The organism is Paraglaciecola algarum, from assembly GCF_021532655.1.
GTDB classification, from domain to species: Bacteria; Pseudomonadota; Gammaproteobacteria; order Enterobacterales; family Alteromonadaceae; genus Paraglaciecola; species Paraglaciecola algarum.
Window position 1 is genome coordinate 191,216 of sequence record NZ_JAKGAS010000008.1, and the last position, 20,554, is coordinate 211,769.

12 protein-coding genes are annotated in these 20,554 nt (G+C 39.5%); 5 read left to right on the forward strand and 7 right to left on the reverse strand.

Translation table 11 applies throughout. The annotated features are described in order from the left end of the window. Window positions 1–68: 68 nt before the first annotated feature. Entirely contained in the window at window positions 69–1,586 is a 1,518-nt protein-coding gene (locus L0668_RS15260) for a sulfatase family protein (protein ID WP_235313576.1), read from the reverse strand. Between the two features lie 18 nt (window positions 1,587–1,604). Continuing rightward, window positions 1,605–3,392 (reverse strand): sulfatase-like hydrolase/transferase, encoded by a 1,788-nt coding sequence (locus L0668_RS15265; RefSeq protein ID WP_235313577.1) that lies wholly within the window; start codon window positions 3,390–3,392, stop codon window positions 1,605–1,607. Between the two features lie 262 nt (window positions 3,393–3,654). Here L0668_RS15265 and lhgD point away from each other — a divergent pair, with 262 nt between their 5' ends. Beyond that, on the forward strand, window positions 3,655–4,854 hold the full coding sequence (lhgD, locus tag L0668_RS15270) for an L-2-hydroxyglutarate dehydrogenase (RefSeq protein ID WP_235313578.1): 1,200 nt from the start codon (window positions 3,655–3,657) through the stop codon (window positions 4,852–4,854). Between the two features lie 123 nt (window positions 4,855–4,977). On the opposite strand, the gene L0668_RS15275 is transcribed toward lhgD, so the two are convergent. Next, complete coding sequence (locus tag L0668_RS15275) at window positions 4,978–6,306, reverse strand: HD-GYP domain-containing protein (RefSeq protein WP_235313579.1); 1,329 nt, start codon at window positions 6,304–6,306, stop codon at window positions 4,978–4,980. Between the two features lie 219 nt (window positions 6,307–6,525). Between L0668_RS15275 and mgtE the strand changes: the two genes are divergently transcribed. Both mgtE and L0668_RS15285 read left to right on the forward strand, forming a co-directional pair. Then, window positions 6,526–7,881: a magnesium transporter gene (gene mgtE, locus L0668_RS15280; RefSeq protein WP_235313580.1), complete on the forward strand. Its 1,356-nt coding sequence runs from the start codon at window positions 6,526–6,528 to the stop codon at window positions 7,879–7,881. A 1-nt stretch (window position 7,882) separates the two neighbouring features. Continuing rightward, window positions 7,883–8,746: a DMT family transporter gene (locus tag L0668_RS15285; protein ID WP_235313581.1), complete on the forward strand. Its 864-nt coding sequence runs from the start codon at window positions 7,883–7,885 to the stop codon at window positions 8,744–8,746. On the opposite strand, the gene L0668_RS15290 is transcribed toward L0668_RS15285, so the two are convergent. Further along, on the reverse strand, window positions 8,720–9,547 hold the full coding sequence (locus L0668_RS15290) for a sialate O-acetylesterase (protein WP_235313582.1): 828 nt from the start codon (window positions 9,545–9,547) through the stop codon (window positions 8,720–8,722). The genes L0668_RS15285 and L0668_RS15290 overlap by 27 nt on opposite strands. A 149-nt stretch (window positions 9,548–9,696) precedes the next feature. Here L0668_RS15290 and L0668_RS15295 point away from each other — a divergent pair, with 149 nt between their 5' ends. After that, a complete protein-coding gene (locus L0668_RS15295; protein ID WP_235313583.1) occupies window positions 9,697–10,410 on the forward strand; it encodes a DUF3313 family protein in 714 nt (237 codons plus the stop codon). Between the two features lie 367 nt (window positions 10,411–10,777). Here the strand turns inward: L0668_RS15295 and galK are convergent, their stop codons facing one another. The 3 genes from galK to arcB all read right to left on the reverse strand — a co-directional run bounded on the left by galK (window position 10,778) and on the right by arcB (window position 15,467). Beyond that, window positions 10,778–11,941 carry a galactokinase gene (galK, locus tag L0668_RS15300; RefSeq protein WP_235313584.1) on the reverse strand — a complete coding sequence of 388 codons (1,164 nt, stop codon included), beginning with the start codon at window positions 11,939–11,941 and terminating at the stop codon, window positions 10,778–10,780. Window positions 11,942–11,946: 5 nt separating this feature from the next. Then, entirely contained in the window at window positions 11,947–12,996 is a 1,050-nt protein-coding gene (locus L0668_RS15305; protein ID WP_235313585.1) for a UDP-glucose--hexose-1-phosphate uridylyltransferase, read from the reverse strand. A 125-nt stretch (window positions 12,997–13,121) separates the two neighbouring features. Next, window positions 13,122–15,467, reverse strand: coding sequence for an aerobic respiration two-component sensor histidine kinase ArcB (gene arcB, locus L0668_RS15310; protein WP_235313586.1), 2,346 nt, complete (start codon window positions 15,465–15,467; stop codon window positions 13,122–13,124). Window positions 15,468–16,078: 611 nt separating this feature from the next. Between arcB and gltB the strand changes: the two genes are divergently transcribed. Then, window positions 16,079–20,545 carry a glutamate synthase large subunit gene (gene gltB, locus L0668_RS15315; RefSeq protein WP_235313587.1) on the forward strand — a complete coding sequence of 1,489 codons (4,467 nt, stop codon included), beginning with the start codon at window positions 16,079–16,081 and terminating at the stop codon, window positions 20,543–20,545. The last annotated feature ends 9 nt before the right edge of the window (window positions 20,546–20,554 follow it).

Sequence of the window (20,554 nt, forward strand, 5' to 3'; positions counted from 1 at the left end):
GAGTTAAAACCAGCTAGAAGCCCACTTCATTCGTGGGCTTTTGGAGATTAATTAGACTTAAGCTTAACTTAAAGAATCGGCGCAGTGCGCATTCCTGAATCACGGATTTGCCAATACTTTTTAAACATAACTTGCGCACGGGCTTTATGTTTTGGTTCATTGATTAAATTACGTTTTTCAGATGGGTCGTCTTTTAGGTTATACAAAGCCACTAGCTCTTTTTTAGTCACTTTGTTGTTGGACTGAATGATTATTTTCCAGTCACCTTCCCGTAACATCAACTGATTTTGACTACCAGCTTGTTGCATTAATAACTCACGGCCTTGGTATGGTTTACCGGTCAAAGTCGGCAATAGATTCCATGAGTCTTTGGCTTGATTTTCGTTTAGTTTTACGTCTAACACTGCCGCCACAGTGGCCACTATGTCAGTGCCATTCACCATAGTGTCATTTATGCTGCCAGCCTTGATTCTACCCGGCCAAACAGCAATAAAGGGCACTCTATGCCCTCCTTCAAGAGGCGAGTTTTTTCGGCCATTATAAATAGCTGATGAATTATGCCCTGCTTGTATTTCTGTTTTTTCAGGCAATCCACCGTTGTCAGAGGTAAAGATAATCAAAGTGTTCTCGTATTCACCTGACTCTTTAAGCGCTTTAACAATACGTGACACCTCAATCTCTAACACTTTGGTCATATCTAAGTGCTGTGTGGGTGTTGAGCCTAAGATTTTTTCACCATCAATTTCTGTCGGTGGGGTGTGAGGGATATGAGTGGCTGGACTCCAATAATTCAATAAAAAGGGCTTATCGCCTTTGGCACTGCGCTTGATAAAGTCAGCCGCCTTGTTGGCTAACATCATATTTAATTTAGTGCTGTCCCAATGGCTATCCCCCATACCTGGGCCTTTATCACTGACAAAACTTTTATCTATAGCTGAATGTTCGTCTACGTATATTAATTTTGAATCTTTGTTAAATTTATACCACTGGCCATTTTCATGTAGTGAATATGTTGGCCCTTGCACACCCGTTGGTGCCGTGAAGTCGTAGTCGAAACCAAGCTCTGCGGGATTACCCGCCACCCACTTAGTTAAATCCACATTTTTTGATTTTGGCCCACCTTTTGCCCCTTTATAAATTTCACCATTTTTACCTAAAAAGGTGCCGCCTAAATGCCATTTCCCCACAAAACCTGTGGTGTAACCCGCCTGTTGACCAATACGGCCTATTGTCGCATCTTCTTTAGTCACAGCCGTTTTAGCAAAAGTACTCCATACTCCCCATTTGGCGTAAGCGCGATAGGTAGAGTTACCACTCATGACAGAGTAACGAGTAGGTGCGCATAAAGCAGTGGGTGAATGAGCATCGGTAAACGACATTCCTTGCGCTGCGAGTGCGTCAATAGCGGGTGTTTCAAGTACCACTGGCTTATCAGTATATTGGCGATGAAAAGCACTCACATCGCCTAAACCCACATCATCGGCCATGATAAAAACAATATTAGGTTGAGCTGCCGCCATAGACACAGCGGGTAATACGCAGCTTAAGGCAATCAGAGAGTAGTTTAGTTTTTTTAGCAAGTTCATTTTATTGGTCTCTGTTAATTAAAATACTGTAAAGGTACGGGTATCGCTTATACCCGTAGTTAAAAACTCAGCTGATTTTTTATCAGCTAAAGGTCTAGCGTCTGCCCAAGCGTAAACTTTGATTTGCGCAGTCCCCTTTTTATGTGCGCTGAGTTCACCAAATTTATTGATAGACAGTACGCTTGGATCACTTGAATGCCATATCAGGCCATTTCGAGTGGTATTAGCGGGCGTGAGCTTGGCATGCAACTGGCTCATTTGGCCGACTTTCAACTTATTAGGTGCAGACATTATTGTAATGTCTTGTATCTCGACAATTTGGTTTTGTTTTAGCACTTCACCTAACATATCGTAGGCTGCCTTTTGCTCGGCATTTAAAGACTCAATAGGTAAACCACTGTAACGTAAAACTTTAAATTTAAACTCTTTATAGCTATCGCCAGCGCTCTCTAACAAGTCGGTACGTAAATCAAAAAAGCGCCCTTTAGGGAAGTGTTTACTCGGTGCATAACGCTTAAAGTTTTGATTAAAGGCGTACTTAACTAACACCTCATTGTCTGTATATTTGTTATTGGCATTACCCCAGTGATAAATGGTTTCTCGTGCCACACCTGCGCCGCCTATAGCTTGCTGCCAAAAACTAATGCCGTCGATATCTTGTTGATTAGGGATAGTTACATTAGCCGCTTCAGCTATGGTGGGATATATGTCGACTATGTCTACCAAACCTTGATAGTGGTTTTGTTTTTTACCTAACCCAGCAGGAATGGTTTTAGGCTGATTAAGAATTAACGGCACATGTAAACCGTTATCGGCATGGCCACCTTTACGCCCCGGATAACGAGAGCCATCAGCAAACACATGTTCAAAGGTTTCTTTGGTGCCATTGTCACCCACGACTACAATTAAGGTATTTTCTCGTAAACCTGTTTCATCTAACTTTTTCACCACATTGCCAATCATTTTATCCATGTAGGCAATCATGTCAGGTAAAAATTTATGGTCGTCGCCACTGACTTCCATAGGGACTTTAGTTTTTTTATTTTCTTGGAAGTTATCAAACACTGAGCGGGGTAAAGTATCTGGCGTGGGCTGATGTTTGTCATGAATTAACATCATGGGATAATACAAAAAGAACGGCTTATTTTTGTTTTTTTCAATAAAGTTTAAGGCATCACGATTCACTATATCTGGCCCATACCAACGGCGACCGGTAATAGGGTCTACGTCTTTTCTATCGTTGTAATTGGTGATTTTTCCATTCACCACTAAATCGGGATTAATAAAACGATTTTTAGCCCCTACTACGTCAAACGCAGTAAATTCGTCCCAACCAAATTCAAATATGTAGTCTTTGCCATGAATATGTTGGGTGCCGCGGCTTTGTTTCCATTTGCCGAACAAGCCTGTTTTGTAACCGGCTTTTTGAAAAGTATCGCCAAAGGTAATATCAGAGTGATGCAGTGACTTAGGTTGCAAATAATTACGTCTATTTTCTTTGCCACTCATAATGGCAACACGCGTGTTTTCACACAATTGATAGGCAAAGGCATTTTCCACCAGCACACCTTCATGAGCTAGTTGATCAATATTAGGAGTAGAGAATTTAACGTCTTTAAACCGTTTTCGATAAGAGTTAATCCTATCTGCCCCGTATGCCGTTACGCCATAATGACTAATATCATCAATCAGTATCAATACAACATTAGTGTATTCTTTATTTGACTCAGCACGACTAACAAAAGCAGTCATCACACCGCAGAAAACAAGCAAAAATATACAACAGATTCGTTTTAGAAAATTCATCTATCAACCTAACCATGATTATGACCTTGCCATTCAAGAAGCGTAAACGGACTTAGTAACGTAAACACAAGCAAGATAATTTTAAACTAGGGCAATGATACATTTGTTATATATAAACACATAGATTCATATGCGTAAATATAATGTAAAGGTAGTTTGTAATGACGGCAGACGAACTTAGCTAAACAGGCTAAGATGTTTAACTCGAATCTGGGATACGAAATACCAATATAAGTAAATCCAATAAAACGTGGGCTTAAGATTGAAACGATATGACTTCATTATAGTTGGAGCTGGCATAGTAGGCGCTGCTACGGCTTATGCTTTGATCCAAAAATATCCAGACAAAAAGATCTTAGTGGTAGACAAAGAGAAACAATGTGCAAGCCATCAAACTGGACGGAACTCTGGTGTGATCCACGCAGGAGTTTATTACGCACCCGGTAGCTTGAAAGCCCAATACTGTAAAGAAGGGCTCAAGCGAACTATAGAGTTTTGTAAACAACATGATTTGCCATACGAACAATGCGGTAAGTTATTAGTTGCCACCACGCCTCAAGAACTCAAATGTATGCAAGACTTGTATTCACGTTGTCAACAAAACCAAATTGAATGCAGCCTATTGGATCAAACCCAACTACAAAAACGTGAACCCAATATTGTCGGGCTGGGTGCCATTTTTGTTAAAGATACAGGTATCACAAATTACACACTTATTACCTCAACCTTGTTAAATCTATTTAAAAATCAAGGGGGTGACGTTCAATTCTCGTGCCCGATAGAATATGCCAAAGAAACAAGCCTAGGTATCACTTTAGGTAATAACGCAAACCAATTTGACTGTGGATTTTTTATCAACTGTGCGGGAATTTATGCCGACACAATTGCTAAAAAGTTAGGCTTATCATTTGATTTTCAATTATTGCCCTTTAGAGGGGAATATTTTCGCTTACCAGAAAAGTACAACAAGATAGTTAATCATTTAATATACCCTATACCCGACCCAGACTTACCCTTTTTAGGAGTGCACTTAACTAAGATGATCGATGGTAGTGTTACAGTTGGGCCCAACGCAGTACTGGCTTTAGGTAAAGAAGCCTACGCAAAAACCAACATTAATTTTAAAGAGTTATGGAACACCATTAAATTCAAAGGTTTTATGCCTATGACCAAAGCCCATCTAAAAAGTGGTTTAGCCGAACAACGAGATTCTATTTTTACTCAAGGTTATTTACGTAAGGTTCAAAAATACTGCCCTGATATTCAAAAACAAGATCTATTAGCTTACCCCAGCGGCATTCGTGCTCAAGCAGTTAAAGAGGACGGCACACTGATACACGACTTTTGTTTTCTACACAGCCCACGAAGTTTGCACATAGGTAATGCGCCCTCGCCCGCTGCCACATCGGCTATGCCGATAGCTGATGCCATTGTTGAAAAAGTGCTAAAGGCCTTGGGCTAACAAGCTATATTGAGTTTTTTATAATACGGAGCAGCCAATTACTGTTAACCCTAGATGAATTTAAGTCGGTGGAAGCAAGAGTTAAAAAATAGACCTTATTTCCATTTAAACAGGAAAGCTTGACTATACTATTCGGCGTTTTTCGTCAGGATCTAAAATAAACATTAAGCCTTCATAATATTGAATAGGTAGATCTTCGTCACCGAACAATTTTGTTAACTCATCTTTGAATAAAACTAATTTTTGCATCACAAAAAAACATTGCTCTTCAATCTCTTCTAGATCTAAGTAAAACTCTTCAATTTCATTTTCACAAATATTAATAGTTTGCTGGTACATGGCTTGTAGCCAACGTTCTTGTTGCTCAACTAAAATACCAGAGGTTTTAACCGTATATTCTAATTGTTCAAACAATGCTATGGGCTGAAACTCGTCTGAATCTTTCAATAAAGATTCGTGGTCTACGTAAATCTTCGCATATTCTTTAAACCAAAAGGCCAGCCTTTTACGCTTTTCGATACAAATAGCTAAAAGCTTTTTGTAGGTAGCAGGCGGAAAGGCAGGCTTGTAATCTAAGGTAAAATATTTAATAAGCCTAATCATCGCATTTTGCATTTCAGGCGTATGAGCCGTACTAGGAATCTGGAATACCGATTCAACTGACGACCACGAATAAGAGCCGTTTTGCACCAGTCTTTGTGTAATCAAACTTAACTTATCCACCATAGATAAGATTTGCCCTTCAATACAGAGCTTTGAAATTTTTCTACCATAAGGGTAACCGAAACCATCTGCTCGCTCATGGTGCTCCAAAATAGCTCTACCTACAATACTAGGTAAATTTGGTACCATTTCGCTGAAGTGTTTGGCGATAACAACATGCCCTTGCAGCAACTTAAGCTCTTTGGCATTTCTCTGCCCCTTCTTATTCACTATTGTTGGATCTATATGCAACACCCCCACTTCAGAAATCATACAGGCCAAAAACACATTATTTTGTGTGTCAATGGGTAGTTTTAACTCTTTAGACAGCGCCTTTGCCATTACAGAGGAGCCTAATGAACGACTAAATACGTCTGGCAAACGCTCAGCAAGTACCATTAATTTTTGTGCTATTAAAGGGTATTGAGTTAATAGGGTAAAAGCTTTTGCCGCTTCTTCAAAAACGTAACTTTTTTTAACTGCCTTTGACAGGTTTAAGCTTTCGAGTCGCTGGCTAAATATCATCAAAGACTGTTTAGGAGTTAAAATGTTTTGCAGCGAAATTGAGGTGTCTAAAGGTTTTTGTAATTTGTGTTTAGCAATTTTTTGGGCCAACTCGCGATCAACTTGAGTGCCTTTTTTAACAACTAAAACACCACGCTCGTTATAAATATCTTCTTCTAAGACAACTTTATTGCTTTTGCTGACTTCAGCGAGATGACTAACATAATGCTCACTTGTATCACCCATACAATTCTTTTAATCCGCAAAATAATTTATCGAATTGTAAAACATAGGTTCAATTAGCGCCAAATTTTTTACCACAATTAAGTGTGATTGATTTGCGGGAGTATTTTGTAATTGAAATAAGCATCGATTAAACTAATGGTGTAAAATCACCAGACTGAACACTTCATTGTTAGTTACCTAAATTGGAAATTACCTAAACTGGAAAAATAGTAGTCACTCATGCCAGATTCTTTCGAAGCCAAAAGCACTAAAAGTCAACTTAATGCTATCAATGATGCATTAGCAGAAGGCAACACTGCGTTAGTGATGGGTTTATTGCAAGAGCTCAAACCCTGTGATGTAGCATTACTTTTAGAATCTAGCCGCACCCGCAGCCGATTAGACATATGGCAATTAATTCAGCCTGATTTATACAGTGATGTATTAGAAGAATTATCTGAAGACGTACGTAACGGCATCATAGATAAGATGCTACCAGAAATAGTCACAGACGCTCTTGAAGAGATGGATACTGATGACTTAGTTGAAACCCTGCACAGTTTACCTGAAGCCGTATCTCAAGATTTGCTGTCTGCTATGGACGAACAAGACAGACAAAGAGCTGAGTTGGGTCTGTCATATGGTGAAGAAACCGCTGGCTTCATCATGAACACAGATACGATTACCTTACGCCCGAAAATAAACGTAGATGTAATTTTACGTTATTTACGTCTAAAAGGTGATATACCCGAGCACACTGATACCTTATATGTAGTTGATAATGAAAATAAATTAATGGGTGGTGTAGCCATTACTCAGCTCATTACTGCGGCGCCAGACGTGCCCGTTGAATCATTAATTAAGGACTCCATTTCTATTCCTGTTGATATGGAAGATGGTGAGGTAGCCAATTTATTTGAACGCTACGATTGGTTATCAGCTCCCGTTGTTGATGCTAATAATCACCTTTTGGGTCGAATCACAATTGATGATGTAGTGGACATAATTCGTGAAGACGCTGAGCACTCTATGATGAGTATGGCCGGTTTAGACGACGAAGAAGATACCTTTGCCCCAGTAGTGAAAAGTACTCAAAGACGTACTTTATGGTTAGGTGTCAATTTATTTACCGCCCTTATGGCCGCTATGGTCAGCGATTTATTTGAGACTACCTTAAGTGAGCTAGCCGTACTAGCCATTTTAAATACCATAGTACCTAGTATGGGCGGCGTAGCAGGAAATCAAACCTTAACCTTAGTTATACGGGGTATGGCTTTAGGTCATGTCACAGGGTCCAATGCTCGCTGGTTGATCAGTAAAGAATTAGCCATTGGATTTTTGAACGGAGTGATTTGGGCTGTATTGATAGCTTCAGTTATTGCTCTATGGAAACAAGATTTAATGTTGGGCGCGGTTATCGCCTTTGCCATGATGATTAATATGATTGCCGCTGGTTTAGCCGGAGCAACCTTGCCTATGGTTATGAAAAAGTTAAAAATTGACCCTGCATTAGCCGGCAGTGTTATTTTAACTACCATTACTGATGTAGTAGGTATATTTGCCTTTTTAGGTACAGCTACTTGGTTGTTATTATAACTTGGCGGTCAAAACTGTTAGCACAACACTTTTTACCCTAGCAGCATTATTCGCTTTTGCTGCTAATTCGGTACTATGTCGCCTAGCGCTAAACGTAGAGCGAGTGGACCCAATAAGTTTTACTGCAATACGATTAATATCGGCAGCAGCTGTTTTGTTATTGATTTTGAGTATAAGAACTAGGCCTACTGCCAAACACATTTTTAAATTCGGCAGTGTTGCTGGGGCCTTTTATTTGTTCGTTTATGCTGCGGGCTTTTCCTTCGCTTATATAACGTTAAACACAGCAACGGGCGCACTAGCCTTATTTGCCTGCGTACAGTTCACCATGTTATTTCACAATTGGCTAAACGGTAATAAATTAACAAACATAGAAAAGATCGGAGTGCTGTTCTCCCTTATAGGATTTGCTTACTTTGTTTATCCTGAATTGGGCCAACCTAGCTTACTAGGATGTTTGATTATGGGTGTAGCTGGTATTGCTTGGGGTATGTATAGTTTAATTGGCGCTAAATCTAACCAGCCACTTTTGGATACAAGCAGTAACTTTATTCGATTGATGCCAATTTCGATTGTTGCTTTATGCTGGTTATATTTTACCTCTGATTTTTCCATAAGCCCTGCGGGCTTATTTTACACCTTAGCTTCAGGTGTGCTTGCTTCTGGTTTAGGTTACGCTGTTTGGTATTATGTGTTACCTAAACTGCCTTCTAGCTTAGCCGCAGTATCCCAACTTTCTGTGCCCATATGGGCTGCACTAGGTGGCGTAATGTTTGTCGGCGAATCAATTAGCTTGCATTTAATAATTTCTAGCTGCTTAATTTTAGGGGGCATTCTGCTAATTTTGTTCAGCCGATTGAAATAGAAGCTTTGTTTGTAATTTCAACATAGCTTGTGCATATCCTGAGCCTAATTTATTAATACTAGGGTTGTCAAAATGCCACCGATCCATAGCGCTAAGGTTTTCTGCCATCACCACTTCAGTAAAAGGTACTTTTTTCGGTAGCTGTGCAATTTGCTCATTGATTGAAGGTGTTTTATAGATTTGTCCTGCTACAAAAGGTAAATTTGGTTGAGCTAAATCACGCCTTAAATTATTGACTAGATCAATTAGTTTAGGAAGATAATCTTTATCTTCAAAGTCTGTTTCGCCTTGGTGCCACAATATGCCTTTTAGGGTACCCGTTTGCTGAGCCAATTTGGCTCGTTTTATTGCCTCCTCATAAAATTTATGACCTGGCTGCCATTTAGTGATACTGGTACCACCTTTAGCATTCACTACCAAACCAAGTTGGGTTTTATGACTCGTTTTAAATAAATTCTGGCTCATAGTTATTGCAAAAGCATAACCAATTCCCAACTTTTGCATCGACATGTCTTTTCTAATGCTGGAATACCTATTTAATGGATTGGTAGCTAACTGCCATTCACCTTCCGAATCAAATAACAAAGTGTTTTCTATCACGTTATATTGCTCAGCCAATATAGGCGCTCGCCCTGCCATGTTCGACTGGCCAATTAATAAATAAATATGTAAGTCTTGTTCCGTACCTTGATAATGATTTTGGCTTGTTTGATTAATTTTATGATCATTAGAAACCGAAGTAGAGCTAGTGCAAGCGTTCAAAAAAGTACAAACCAATAGTAGTAACAACACATTTTTCATAGAGAATAATTTATATTTAGATTGATAAAACTAGCCTAGCAAATTAGTGCGGAGCTTTTTACTAATAATTGGCACCTACTATTCATCGAACTTTTGACTCAACTATTTTTTGGTGTATATTTTAACCACTTCATTCAAAAGGAAAAATAATGAACAGATTATACAGTGTGTTTTTAATGATATTAATTAGTGGATGTGCTGGTTTCGGCCTGCAACCGGAATTAAGTGTTAAACCTTTGGCTACGTCAGAATTACAGATGGTAGAAAATAGCAACTTCGATAGGTTCGTAATTGCTAACGGTCAAGATTTTCAATCATTTAATAAAGTCATTTTTTTCGCTATGCAATTTGACCGTTTATCCATAGATAAAAGTGCCGATAAAGAACTACGTAATAGCTGGAATGAATCTAGTTGGGATGAAATGGATGCAATTTGTCAGCACTTTGATGACTTTGCAGCTAAAATTTTTAGCGAACGGGATGGTTTCGCGATCACAAATCAAGGCGGTGAAGACGTACTCGCGATTGAATTTAGATTAATGAATTTTGTTCCATACAGTAAAAGATACAATGATGCTGGATTAAGTACAGTTGGCACAAGCAGTAATGAGAAGGGAGTAGGAACTATTACCTTTCAAGCTGTGATTGCCAATGCAAAAACTGGTGATTTATTAGCTGTCATTGAAGATGGCATGGAAGTCAACGCAGGTAACAGAATGATTGTTACCGGTGACTTATCATTACAAATTAATAGTAATAATAAAGCCTCTCAAAATAGAGCCTGGCGAAAAGTGTTTAAACGTTGGGTTTCGTTACTTCACGAAGATTTAACCCGCTTACAGACTAAAAATCCAACCACATAGGCATATATTTAAAGCTAATTTAAATTAAGTTTAAAAAATTGACTAATTTGGGAACTAATAGAAAACCCCTTGGTCATAATTAGTGTGTTCAAGTTTTGTGTGTGTTTTCCTTATATGTGTTTTAGCCCAGATGATATCTGGGCTTTTTTTTGCGTTAATTTTTCACGTTAAGTAATAACAATCTGGAGGCAGTTCCTAGCTCCCAAAATTAAATTAAATTAATATTTTTATTCGTATGAGTGAACTAAATAGAAAACACTGAGTCATATATAGTGTGTTTAGTTTTTATGTGTGTTCCTAGTATGTGTTTTAGCCCAGATTTTATCTGGGCTTTTTTTTGACTAAAGATTAATCCTAAAATAGCAGATTAAACTTCGCCCGCACCGTCACTAGCACTGCAGATATAAATAGTTTCTTTGTATCCCGTTTCAGCTTGGTATTTTTCTTCAATTAATTGTTTAGCCCCTTCAACCATATCGTGAGGCATTAAGGCCACCATACAACCGCCAAAACCACCACCTGTCATACGAGCACCGCCTTTGTCGCCTAAATAGTCGTGCAAGGTTTGCACTACAAAATCGATAGGTGGAACGGTAATTTCGAAGTCATCACGCATTGACGCATGAGATTCTGCCATTAACTTAGATAACAATGCAGCATCACCAGCCCGTAAAGCATCTGCCGCTTTTAAGGTACGTTCGTTTTCAGACACCACATGATGGGCACGCTGATAAACCACTTCTGACAACTTATCTTTACTGGCTTGTAAGTCAGTTAAACTAATGTCACGTAATGCTTTTAAGCCTAAAATACTTGCAGCTTCTTCACACTGTTCACGGCGAGTATTGTATTCGCTGTCAACTAATCCACGTTTAACATTGGAGTTAATGATCATCACAGATAAGTTTTTCGGCATGGAAATTAACTGAGTTTCAAGTGAGCGACAATCAAGCAACAAAGCATTGAATTCAGAACCGCAAGAACTGACCATTTGATCCATGATCCCGCAGTTACAACCTACAAACTGGTTTTCTGCTTCCTGGCCATTTACTGCTACATCAGATTTGCTTAATGACAAGTTATAAAGCAGGCGGAAGGTTTCACCAATCGCTACTTCTAATGAAGCTGAAGAACTTAAACCCGCGCCTTGTGGCACATTACCGGTTATCGCAATGTCAGCACCTTTAAATTTATGACCACGTATTTGTAGATGCTTAATTACACCACGCACGTAGTTACTCCACAGCTGAGTTGGGTGACTTTGAATATCGGCGTCTAGAGTAAACTCATCTTGTTCGTTGTTATAGTCTGCCGCCACAACACGCACAGTCATATCATCTCTTGGCGTAACCGCTACTAAAGTTTGATAATCAATAGCGCAAGGTAAAACAAAACCATCATTGTAATCTGTATGTTCACCAATTAGGTTGACTCGACCCGGCGCTTGAAAATGCCGAGTTGGCGCGGCACCAAAAGTACTGGTAAAAACTGCATCTAAGTTAGTCAGCATTGATTGTGAAATATTTGCCATGTTAATTATTCTCCTGCTGACTCATTGTAATGAACATCACTTAATTCTTGTAAACGTGCCGCTGCTTGTTCAGCTGTTAAATCACGTTGTGGCTCAGCCATCATTTCATAACCCACCATAAATTTACGCACTGTGGCTGAACGTAACAACGGCGGATAAAAATGCGCATGTACTTGCCAGTGATCAGTATTGTCCAAGTTATTTGGCGCGCCATGCCACCCCATAGAATACGGGAAAGAACACTGGAATAAGTTATCGTAACGACTGGTGAGTTTTTTTAACGCTATGGCTAAATCAGCTTTTTGCTCTTCATTGACATCAGTCAACCTTGGGCAAGCAAATTTAGGCATTAACAAAGTTTCGAATGGCCACGCTGCCCAATATGGAACAACTGCAATCCAATGGTCTGTTTCTACAACTGTGCGAGACCCACCGGCAGATTCTTTATTGGCATAATCTAACAACAACGAACTGGCATGCTTGTCAAAATAAGCTTTTTGGCTTTTTTCGGCTTTAGCCACTTCATTTGGAATAAAGTTGTTAGCCCAAACCTGTCCATGTGGATGTGGATTAGAGCAACCCATAGCCGCACCTTTGTTTTCAAACACTTGTACCCAAACGTACTCTTTAGATAAATCAGCCACTTGTTCTTGCCACGTTTGGATAACGCCCTCTAATGCCGGTAACGTTAATTCAGGTAAGGTTTTATTATGCTCAGGTGAAAAACAAATTACTCGGCTGGTTCCTTTAGCGGCCTCTAAGGTAAACAAATCATCATTAGATTGTGCTGATTCTGGCGTGTCTTTCATTAAGGCCGCAAAGTCATTAGTAAACACAAAAGTCCCTTCATACTTAGGGTTTATTTCACCATTAATACGGGTATTGCCAGAACATAAATAACAACTAGGATCATGGGCTACACTGTCTGCTACTTGTGGCTTTTCGACTTGGCCTTGCCATGGTCTTTTAGCACGGTGAGGTGATACTAACACCCAATCCCCAGTCAAGGGATTACGGCGACGATGTGAATGATCAATCGGGTCAAATGTGGACATTATCTGTGCAACCTAAAATAAATTAATAATAAAATTGTTAACAGCCGTTTTATCTTTGCAAAACTTTACTGCATTCTTTTATAGGGTATAAACCAAGAGTGACAAACTCGTTGTCACTCTTAATGCTAATCATCAATATCTTGTTGGCTTAACCAACTTTGTAATTTTTCTAAATCTTTGTGTGCCGCTTCATTAAGTTGTTCTACCCAGTCATGAACATTTTCCCACCAAGCTGGGTGATCGCCTTGTTGAATTTCGTTGGCTATTTTCTGTACTCTAGCTAAACCAACAGATCCAGCAGCTCCTTTAATTTTATGAGCTTGAGAGCAAACTTCATCCTTTTCATCGGCACTTAAGTTAAGTTGCAGTATTTCTAAGTATTCAGGCATGTTGTCCTGAAAAACTCCAACACTGGTTCTAACCATTTCGTGGCCTATGGTATCTACCAACATCTGTAACATTTCTAAATCTAATATAGATTCAAGCTGACCAGTTTTAGGCGCCTCAATAGGCTTATATGGTTCAGAAACCGGTTCACAGAATAGATTATTGAACACTTCAATAATGCGACTCTTTTTAACAGGTTTGGCAATAACATCGTCCATACCATTATCTAAATATTCTTGACGAGTTTTTATCACATTGGCGGTAAGAGCCACTATGCTAGTTTGTTCAACTAACCCTTCTTCATGTAACACATTCGCCACATCAAAACCCGTCATATCCGGCAACTGTATATCTAATAAAATTAAATCGTATTCTTTATCTCTAGCCTTATCTATAGCTTCTTGACCTGTCATGGCTACGTCAACATGCTGACCTAGTTTTTCTAATAAGGCTTTAGCCACCATTACGTTTAGTTCTATGTCTTCAACTAATAAAATTTGTAACCCTGTGACTTTTAGCTCTTCTACTTGCAATGGTTTTTGACTAATTGCTAAAGGTAAATTAACCGTAAAACACGTCCCTTCACCTATCACACTGCTGACACTAATTTTACCATTCATCAAGGATACCATCTGCTGGCAAATTGCTAAGCCAATTCCAGTACCTGTGGCACTTTGGTGCTCAGGTAAATCGACCTGATAGTACATAGCAAAAATCTTATCTAAATCTTGTTGCGGAATTCCCACCCCAGTATCACAAACTTTGAAAGTCACCATGCTATGTTTTGAGTCAATAGGCTCTGCTGACACTTCTAAAGACACTTTACCTCTTTGGGTAAACTTCACTGCATTAAATAGTAAGTTCCACAAGGTTTGTCTGAGCCTGGTGCCATCCACTTCAACTAATGCCGGAAGAGGATCATTCACTGTAGCTTCAAAGGATAAATCTTTATCTTTAGCTAATAAATCAATAATGCTACCTAACTCTTGAGTGAAATCTCTAATGGAAACCGTCTTCAGGGATAATTCTAACCTATCTCTATCTAAGCGATCTAAGTCAATAATGTCATTAAATATATTTCCTAGGGTAATACCACTAGCATAGATAGTACTGACCCAAGAAAATTGTTCATTAGTAAGCTTGGTATCTCGCAACATACGGCTTAAACCTACAATGCCGTTAAGTGGGGTGCGCAACTCATGGCTGATGGTAGCAATAAACTTAGTTTTGTCTTTACTGGCTTTAGCTAAAGCATTTTCAGCTTGTTTACGTTCAGTAATATCACGGCCGAAAGCCAACAAACCTAATAAGGTGTTGTCTGCGTTATAAAAAGGTACTCGGCACATTTCAAAATAACGACGTTTTCCATCGGCAAAACGTAACCAAATCTCTTCGGTGACAGTCACGTTGTTTTCCAACACATAGTGATCACTGGTCACAACTTGATTAGCCAGTTCTTCATCAAACACTTCATGGGGGGTTAAACCGATCAACTCTTTTTCGGTTTTGCCTGTCATTTGCTCTGCAATTTTGTTGCAACCAGCAAACTGTCCTTCAGGATTCCGATAATAAATGAGATCGGGGGAGGCATCGATAATTGATCTTAATAATGTAGATAGGCTTTGAGCTTGTTGTTCTTTTTCTGATTTATCCTCAATCTCTCTTTCAAGATCAGTGAACATATCTTCACGCTCCAACTGAGCATTTTTGCGCTGTTCAATCTCGTGGTTTAGCTGTTTGATATTATTTTGTAAGGTACGATTGAGTAGTTCGTCTTCTTCGCGCAGTTTTTCCAACTGAGTAACAGCATCTTTTAACCTAAGTCTTGACTGCTCGAGTTGTTTAACTAGTTCACTAAAAAACCATAATACCCAAGGTGCGCTCAATAAAGAAAGAATGGTTGCGCCAATAAAGTCTTGAGTCTGTACGCTACCATCCAACCATATACGTAAACAGTAGGTTCCTATAAAGGTAAAAATCAATGTTAGAACAACAAACAACAAGCTGGCCTTAACAGCACCAAAACGTATTATAAATTTGGCAAAGCGGATTACCCATGGATCTAGTGGAGAATTTTGTGACATAGTTATGGTTCTCAAAGTAAATCGAATTATCTGTACTTATTATTAGCGCTTACGCTTATATAAAACGTCTGTTTTTATCGATTATTAAATGGTCAAAATCATTTAAGACGCGACATGCTACCAAGAATGTTCTTAGGATCAAAACTTAGCCTAGCATTAAACAATATAAGACCCAGCAAAAAAGACTACTTATGCGAAAAAAGTGGATAATTATTCCATTTAAATCAATGGATACTACAAAAAACACTCAGTATTTTAACTTTTTAATTACAAATACAGAGAAGAATGTGGTTTTTTTTATAGCTTATAACCAACACAAAAAAACATCCTAAACATTTGATATAATTATCATTTTAATGTTTATTTCATTTAATATTTGTTTTTTCTTCAATTCTATATAATATGAAATTTGATTTATAAATTGATACTCGGTATTTTACACGACCTGCTTAGTATAAATATTCGATAGTCGACTGGCATCCCCAATACAAAATACGAAGAAAGAGCATCGGGTTAGGCAAGAAGCCAATCGCGTGTGATACACGTACCTTTGATGTTTAGTAGCAGCAAAACAACATACACCCAGTCGAAAGTTGAAGGAGTTTAGATTAATGAGTTTATATCATCCCAACGATTCAAAGGATAACTGTGGATTTGGATTAATCGCCCATACTCAAGGCGAGCCAAGTCACAAATTAGTCAGTACCGCTATTGAAGGTCTTGACCGTATGCAACATCGTGGCGGTATTGCTGCTGATGGCATAACCGGTGACGGCTGCGGTTTATTGTTACAAAAGCCTGATGCTTTTTTTCAAAAAGTAGCAGCTGACAACGGCTGGAAGCTTAGTAAGAAGTATGGTGTAGGTATGGTATTCCTTAACCAAGACCAAACACTAGCGGCCACTGCTCGTCAGATCATTGCTGAAGAACTAGAAAAAGAAACCTTAGGTTTAGTTGGTTGGCGTGTAGTGCCTACCGACGATTCAATTTTAGGTGACTTAGCAGCTAGTTGTGTACCTCAAATTGAACAGGTTTTTATTAATGCTCCACTAGGTTGGAGATCGGAAGATTTGGGACGTCGTTTATTTATGGCTCGTCGCCGTATCGAAAAACGTCTTGAAAGCGATCCTGAATTTTATATTGCCAGTATGTCTAGCACAGTGACAGTCTACAAAGGACTCGTCATGGCAGGTGATTTACCTAAATTTTATTTAGACTTAGCCGACGAGAACATGAAATCGTCTATTTGTGTATTTCACCAACGTTTCTCTACCAACACTTTACCACGTTGGCCATTAGCGCAACCCTTTAGATTTTTAGCACACAATGGTGAAATTAATACTATTCGTGGTAACCGTGATTGGGCAAAAGCCCGTTCAGGTAAATTTAAAACTCCTTTATTACCAGATTTAGCCGATGCCGCGCCTTTTGTTAATGAAGTAGGCTCAGATTCTTCTTCATTAGACAATATGTTAGAAGTATTTTTAGCCGGTGGCATGGATTTGTTCCGCGCTATGCGTTTATTAGTACCACCCGCGTACCAAAATAACAAAACCATGGACGAAGACTTAAAAGCCTTCTACGAATTTAACTCAATGCACATGGAACCATGGGATGGCCCGGCTGGTATCGTATTAACTAATGGTCGTCATGCTGCCTGTAACTTAGACCGTAATGGTCTACGTCCTGCTCGTTATGTTATTACTAAAGATGGTTTAATCACTTTAGCCTCTGAAGTCGGCATCTGGGATTATGCACCTGAAGATGTAATAGAAAAAGGTCGTGTGGCACCAGGCGAAATGTTAGCGGTTGATACTGAAACTGGTAAAATCTGGCGTTCTAATGAAATAGACACAGATCTTAAAAGTCGTCATCCATATAAAGAATGGCTAGACAAGAGTATTCGTCGTTTAGTGCCTATCGAAAAATGTGAAACACCAGAAATCGGTAAGCGTATGTTTGACGATGACATGATGAACACTTACTTCAAGCAATATAATATTAGCTATGAAGAAATCGACCAGGTTGTAAAAGTACTAGCCAAAGATGGTCAAGAAGCGACAGGCTCTATGGGTGATGACACCCCAATGGCCGTTTTGTCGAGCAAGAGCCGAACTATTTATGACTACTTCCGTCAGCAATTTGCTCAAGTAACCAATCCACCTATTGATCCATTACGTGAAAACCACGTCATGTCTTTAGCGACTTGTATTGGTCGGGAGATGTCGGTATTTACTGAAACATCTGGTTATGCAGACCGAGTCTTATTTGACTCACCAGTCATGACCTACACAGATCTAAAACAACTGCGCCAATACGATCCACAACACTATTATGCGGAGTTTGTTGAGCTTAACTATCAGCCGTCTGAAGGTATCAAAAAAGCCCTTAGTCGAATATGTGATGAAGTTGAACACCTTGTGAGCCATAAACGTGCCGCGTTTGTAGTGTTGACCGATCGTGGTATCAAACCTTCACTTATCCCAATACCCGCTGCTATGGCTGTAGGTGCGGTGCAAAAACGTTTAGTGGATAAAGGTTTACGTTGTGATGCGAATATCGTAGTAGAGACAGCTTCTGTACGCGACCCTCATCATTACGCAGTATTGCTAGGTTTGGGAGCCACAGCTGTTTATCCATTCCTTGCTTATGAAATTATTGAGCAATTGTGTGAATCTGGTCAAATTGAACAAACACCTCTGCAAGCCATAGTGAATTACCGCAAAGGCATCAATAAAGGTCTGTATAAGATCATGTCTAAGATGGGTATTTCTACGATTGCTAGTTATCGTTGTTCTAAACTGTTTGAAGCAGTAGGTATCAATGACTCTGTCATGGACGTGTGTTTTAAAGGTGTACCTAGCCGTATCCAAGGTGCAGGTTTTGAAGATTTCGAACAAGACCAAATTAACTTAAATCGCATCGCTTGGTTAAAACGTAAAACCATTACCCACGGTGGTTTGTTAAAATATGTACATGGTGAAGAGTACCATTCATATAACCCAGACGTCGTCACTACACTACAAAAAGCAGTAGTAAGCGGTAACTACGCAGATTATGAAAAATACAGTGCATTAGTTAATGAACGTCCAATTGCTTGTTTCCGTGACTTATTAGCATTTGCACCTGATTCTGAAGCCATTTCAATTGATGATGTAGAGCCCGCTGAAAACTTATTTAAACGCTTTGATACCGCAGCTATGTCTATTGGTGCATTGAGCCCAGAAGCACATGAAGCGCTAGCCATTGCCATGAACCGTTTGGGTGGTAACTCAAACTCTGGTGAAGGTGGTGAAGATGTTAAACGTTTTGGTAATGAGAAAAACTCAAACATTAAACAGATCGCCTCTGGCCGTTTTGGTGTCACACCTCATTACTTGGTAAATGCCAAAATTCTACAAATTAAAGTCGCTCAAGGCGCTAAGCCTGGGGAAGGTGGTCAATTACCTGGTGATAAAGTTAATGCATATATTGCTGAACTGCGTCACTCAGTGCCAGGCGTCACCCTAATTTCACCACCACCACATCACGATATTTATTCTATCGAAGATTTAGCCCAGCTAATTTTTGACTTAAAACAAGTTAACCCGGCTGCACTTATTTCTGTGAAATTAGTATCTGAGCCAGGTGTGGGAACCATTGCTTGTGGTGTAGCCAAAGCTTATGCCGATTTAATTACTATCTCTGGGTATGACGGCGGAACAGGTGCAAGCCCACTGACTTCAGTTAAATATGCCGGTAGTCCTTGGGAGTTAGGTCTTGCTGAAACGCAGCAAGCCCTAGTCAGTAATGGCCTACGTCATAAAGTACGCGTACAAACTGATGGTGGTTTAAAAACTGGCCTAGACGTAGTTAAAGGCGCCATATTAGGTGCTGAAAGTTTCGGTTTTGGTACAGGTCCTATGGTTGCACTAGGTTGTAAATACCTACGAATTTGTCACTTAAATAACTGTGCTACAGGTATTGCTACTCAAGACGAGAACTTAAGGGACAACCATTTTATTGGTTTGCCTGAAATGGTAATGAACTACTTTAGGTTTGTTGCTCAAGAAGTACGTGAGATCATGGCTTCTTTAGGTGTCGCTAAGTTAGACGACTTGATTGGTCGTACTGACTTACTAAAAGTGCTAGATGGTGTTACCGCTAAACAGAACAAGTTAGATTTAAGTCCTATTTTGGCTAAACCAGAAGAAGGTGATCACACTAAGTTATTCTGTAGTCAAGAAAACAATGCACCGGCTGACAAAGGTGACTTAAACCAGCAATTGTTGAATGACGTAACATCGGCTGTAACTAGTAAATCTGGTGGCGTATTTAATTACGACATCCGCAATACTGACCGCTCTGTAGGCGCTATCATTTCTGGCTTAATTGCCCAACATCATGGTAACCGTGGCATGGACGAACACCCAATTAAATTAAACTTTAAAGGCACTGCTGGTCAAAGTTTTGGTGTGTGGAATGCTGGCGGCTTAGAAATGACAATAGCCGGTGATGCTAACGATTACGTGGGTAAAGGTATGGCTGGCGGTAAGCTAGTTATTCATCCACCAAGAGGCGTAAGCTTCAAATCTAACGAAAGTGTTATCGCTGGTAATACATGTTTATACGGTGCAACTGGCGGAAAATTATTTGCCGCAGGTTTAGCCGGTGAACGTTTTGCGGTACGTAACTCAGGTGCTATAGCTGTGGTTGAAGGCATAGGTGACAATGGTTGTGAATACATGACTGGCGGTATCGTTGCTGTATTAGGTCGCACAGGGGTTAACTTTGGTGCAGGTATGACAGGCGGATTTGCTTATATTCTTGATGAGCAAGGTGACCTTGAACACAGAGTTAACGGTGAATTAGTCGAAGCCATGACAATCGGCGACAAAGCTATTTTAACTGAACACTTGCGGGGCTTAATCAACCAACATTACGAAGAAACTGGTAGTGAACACGCCCATAATATCTTGAGCAATTTTGCCGAGTATTTACCTAAGTTTAGACTGGTAAAACCTAAAACCAGTGATGTTAAAAATTTACTTGGTCACATTAGTCGGTCTACTGCCGAACTACGTGTACAAGTCAACTAAGGGGGTATC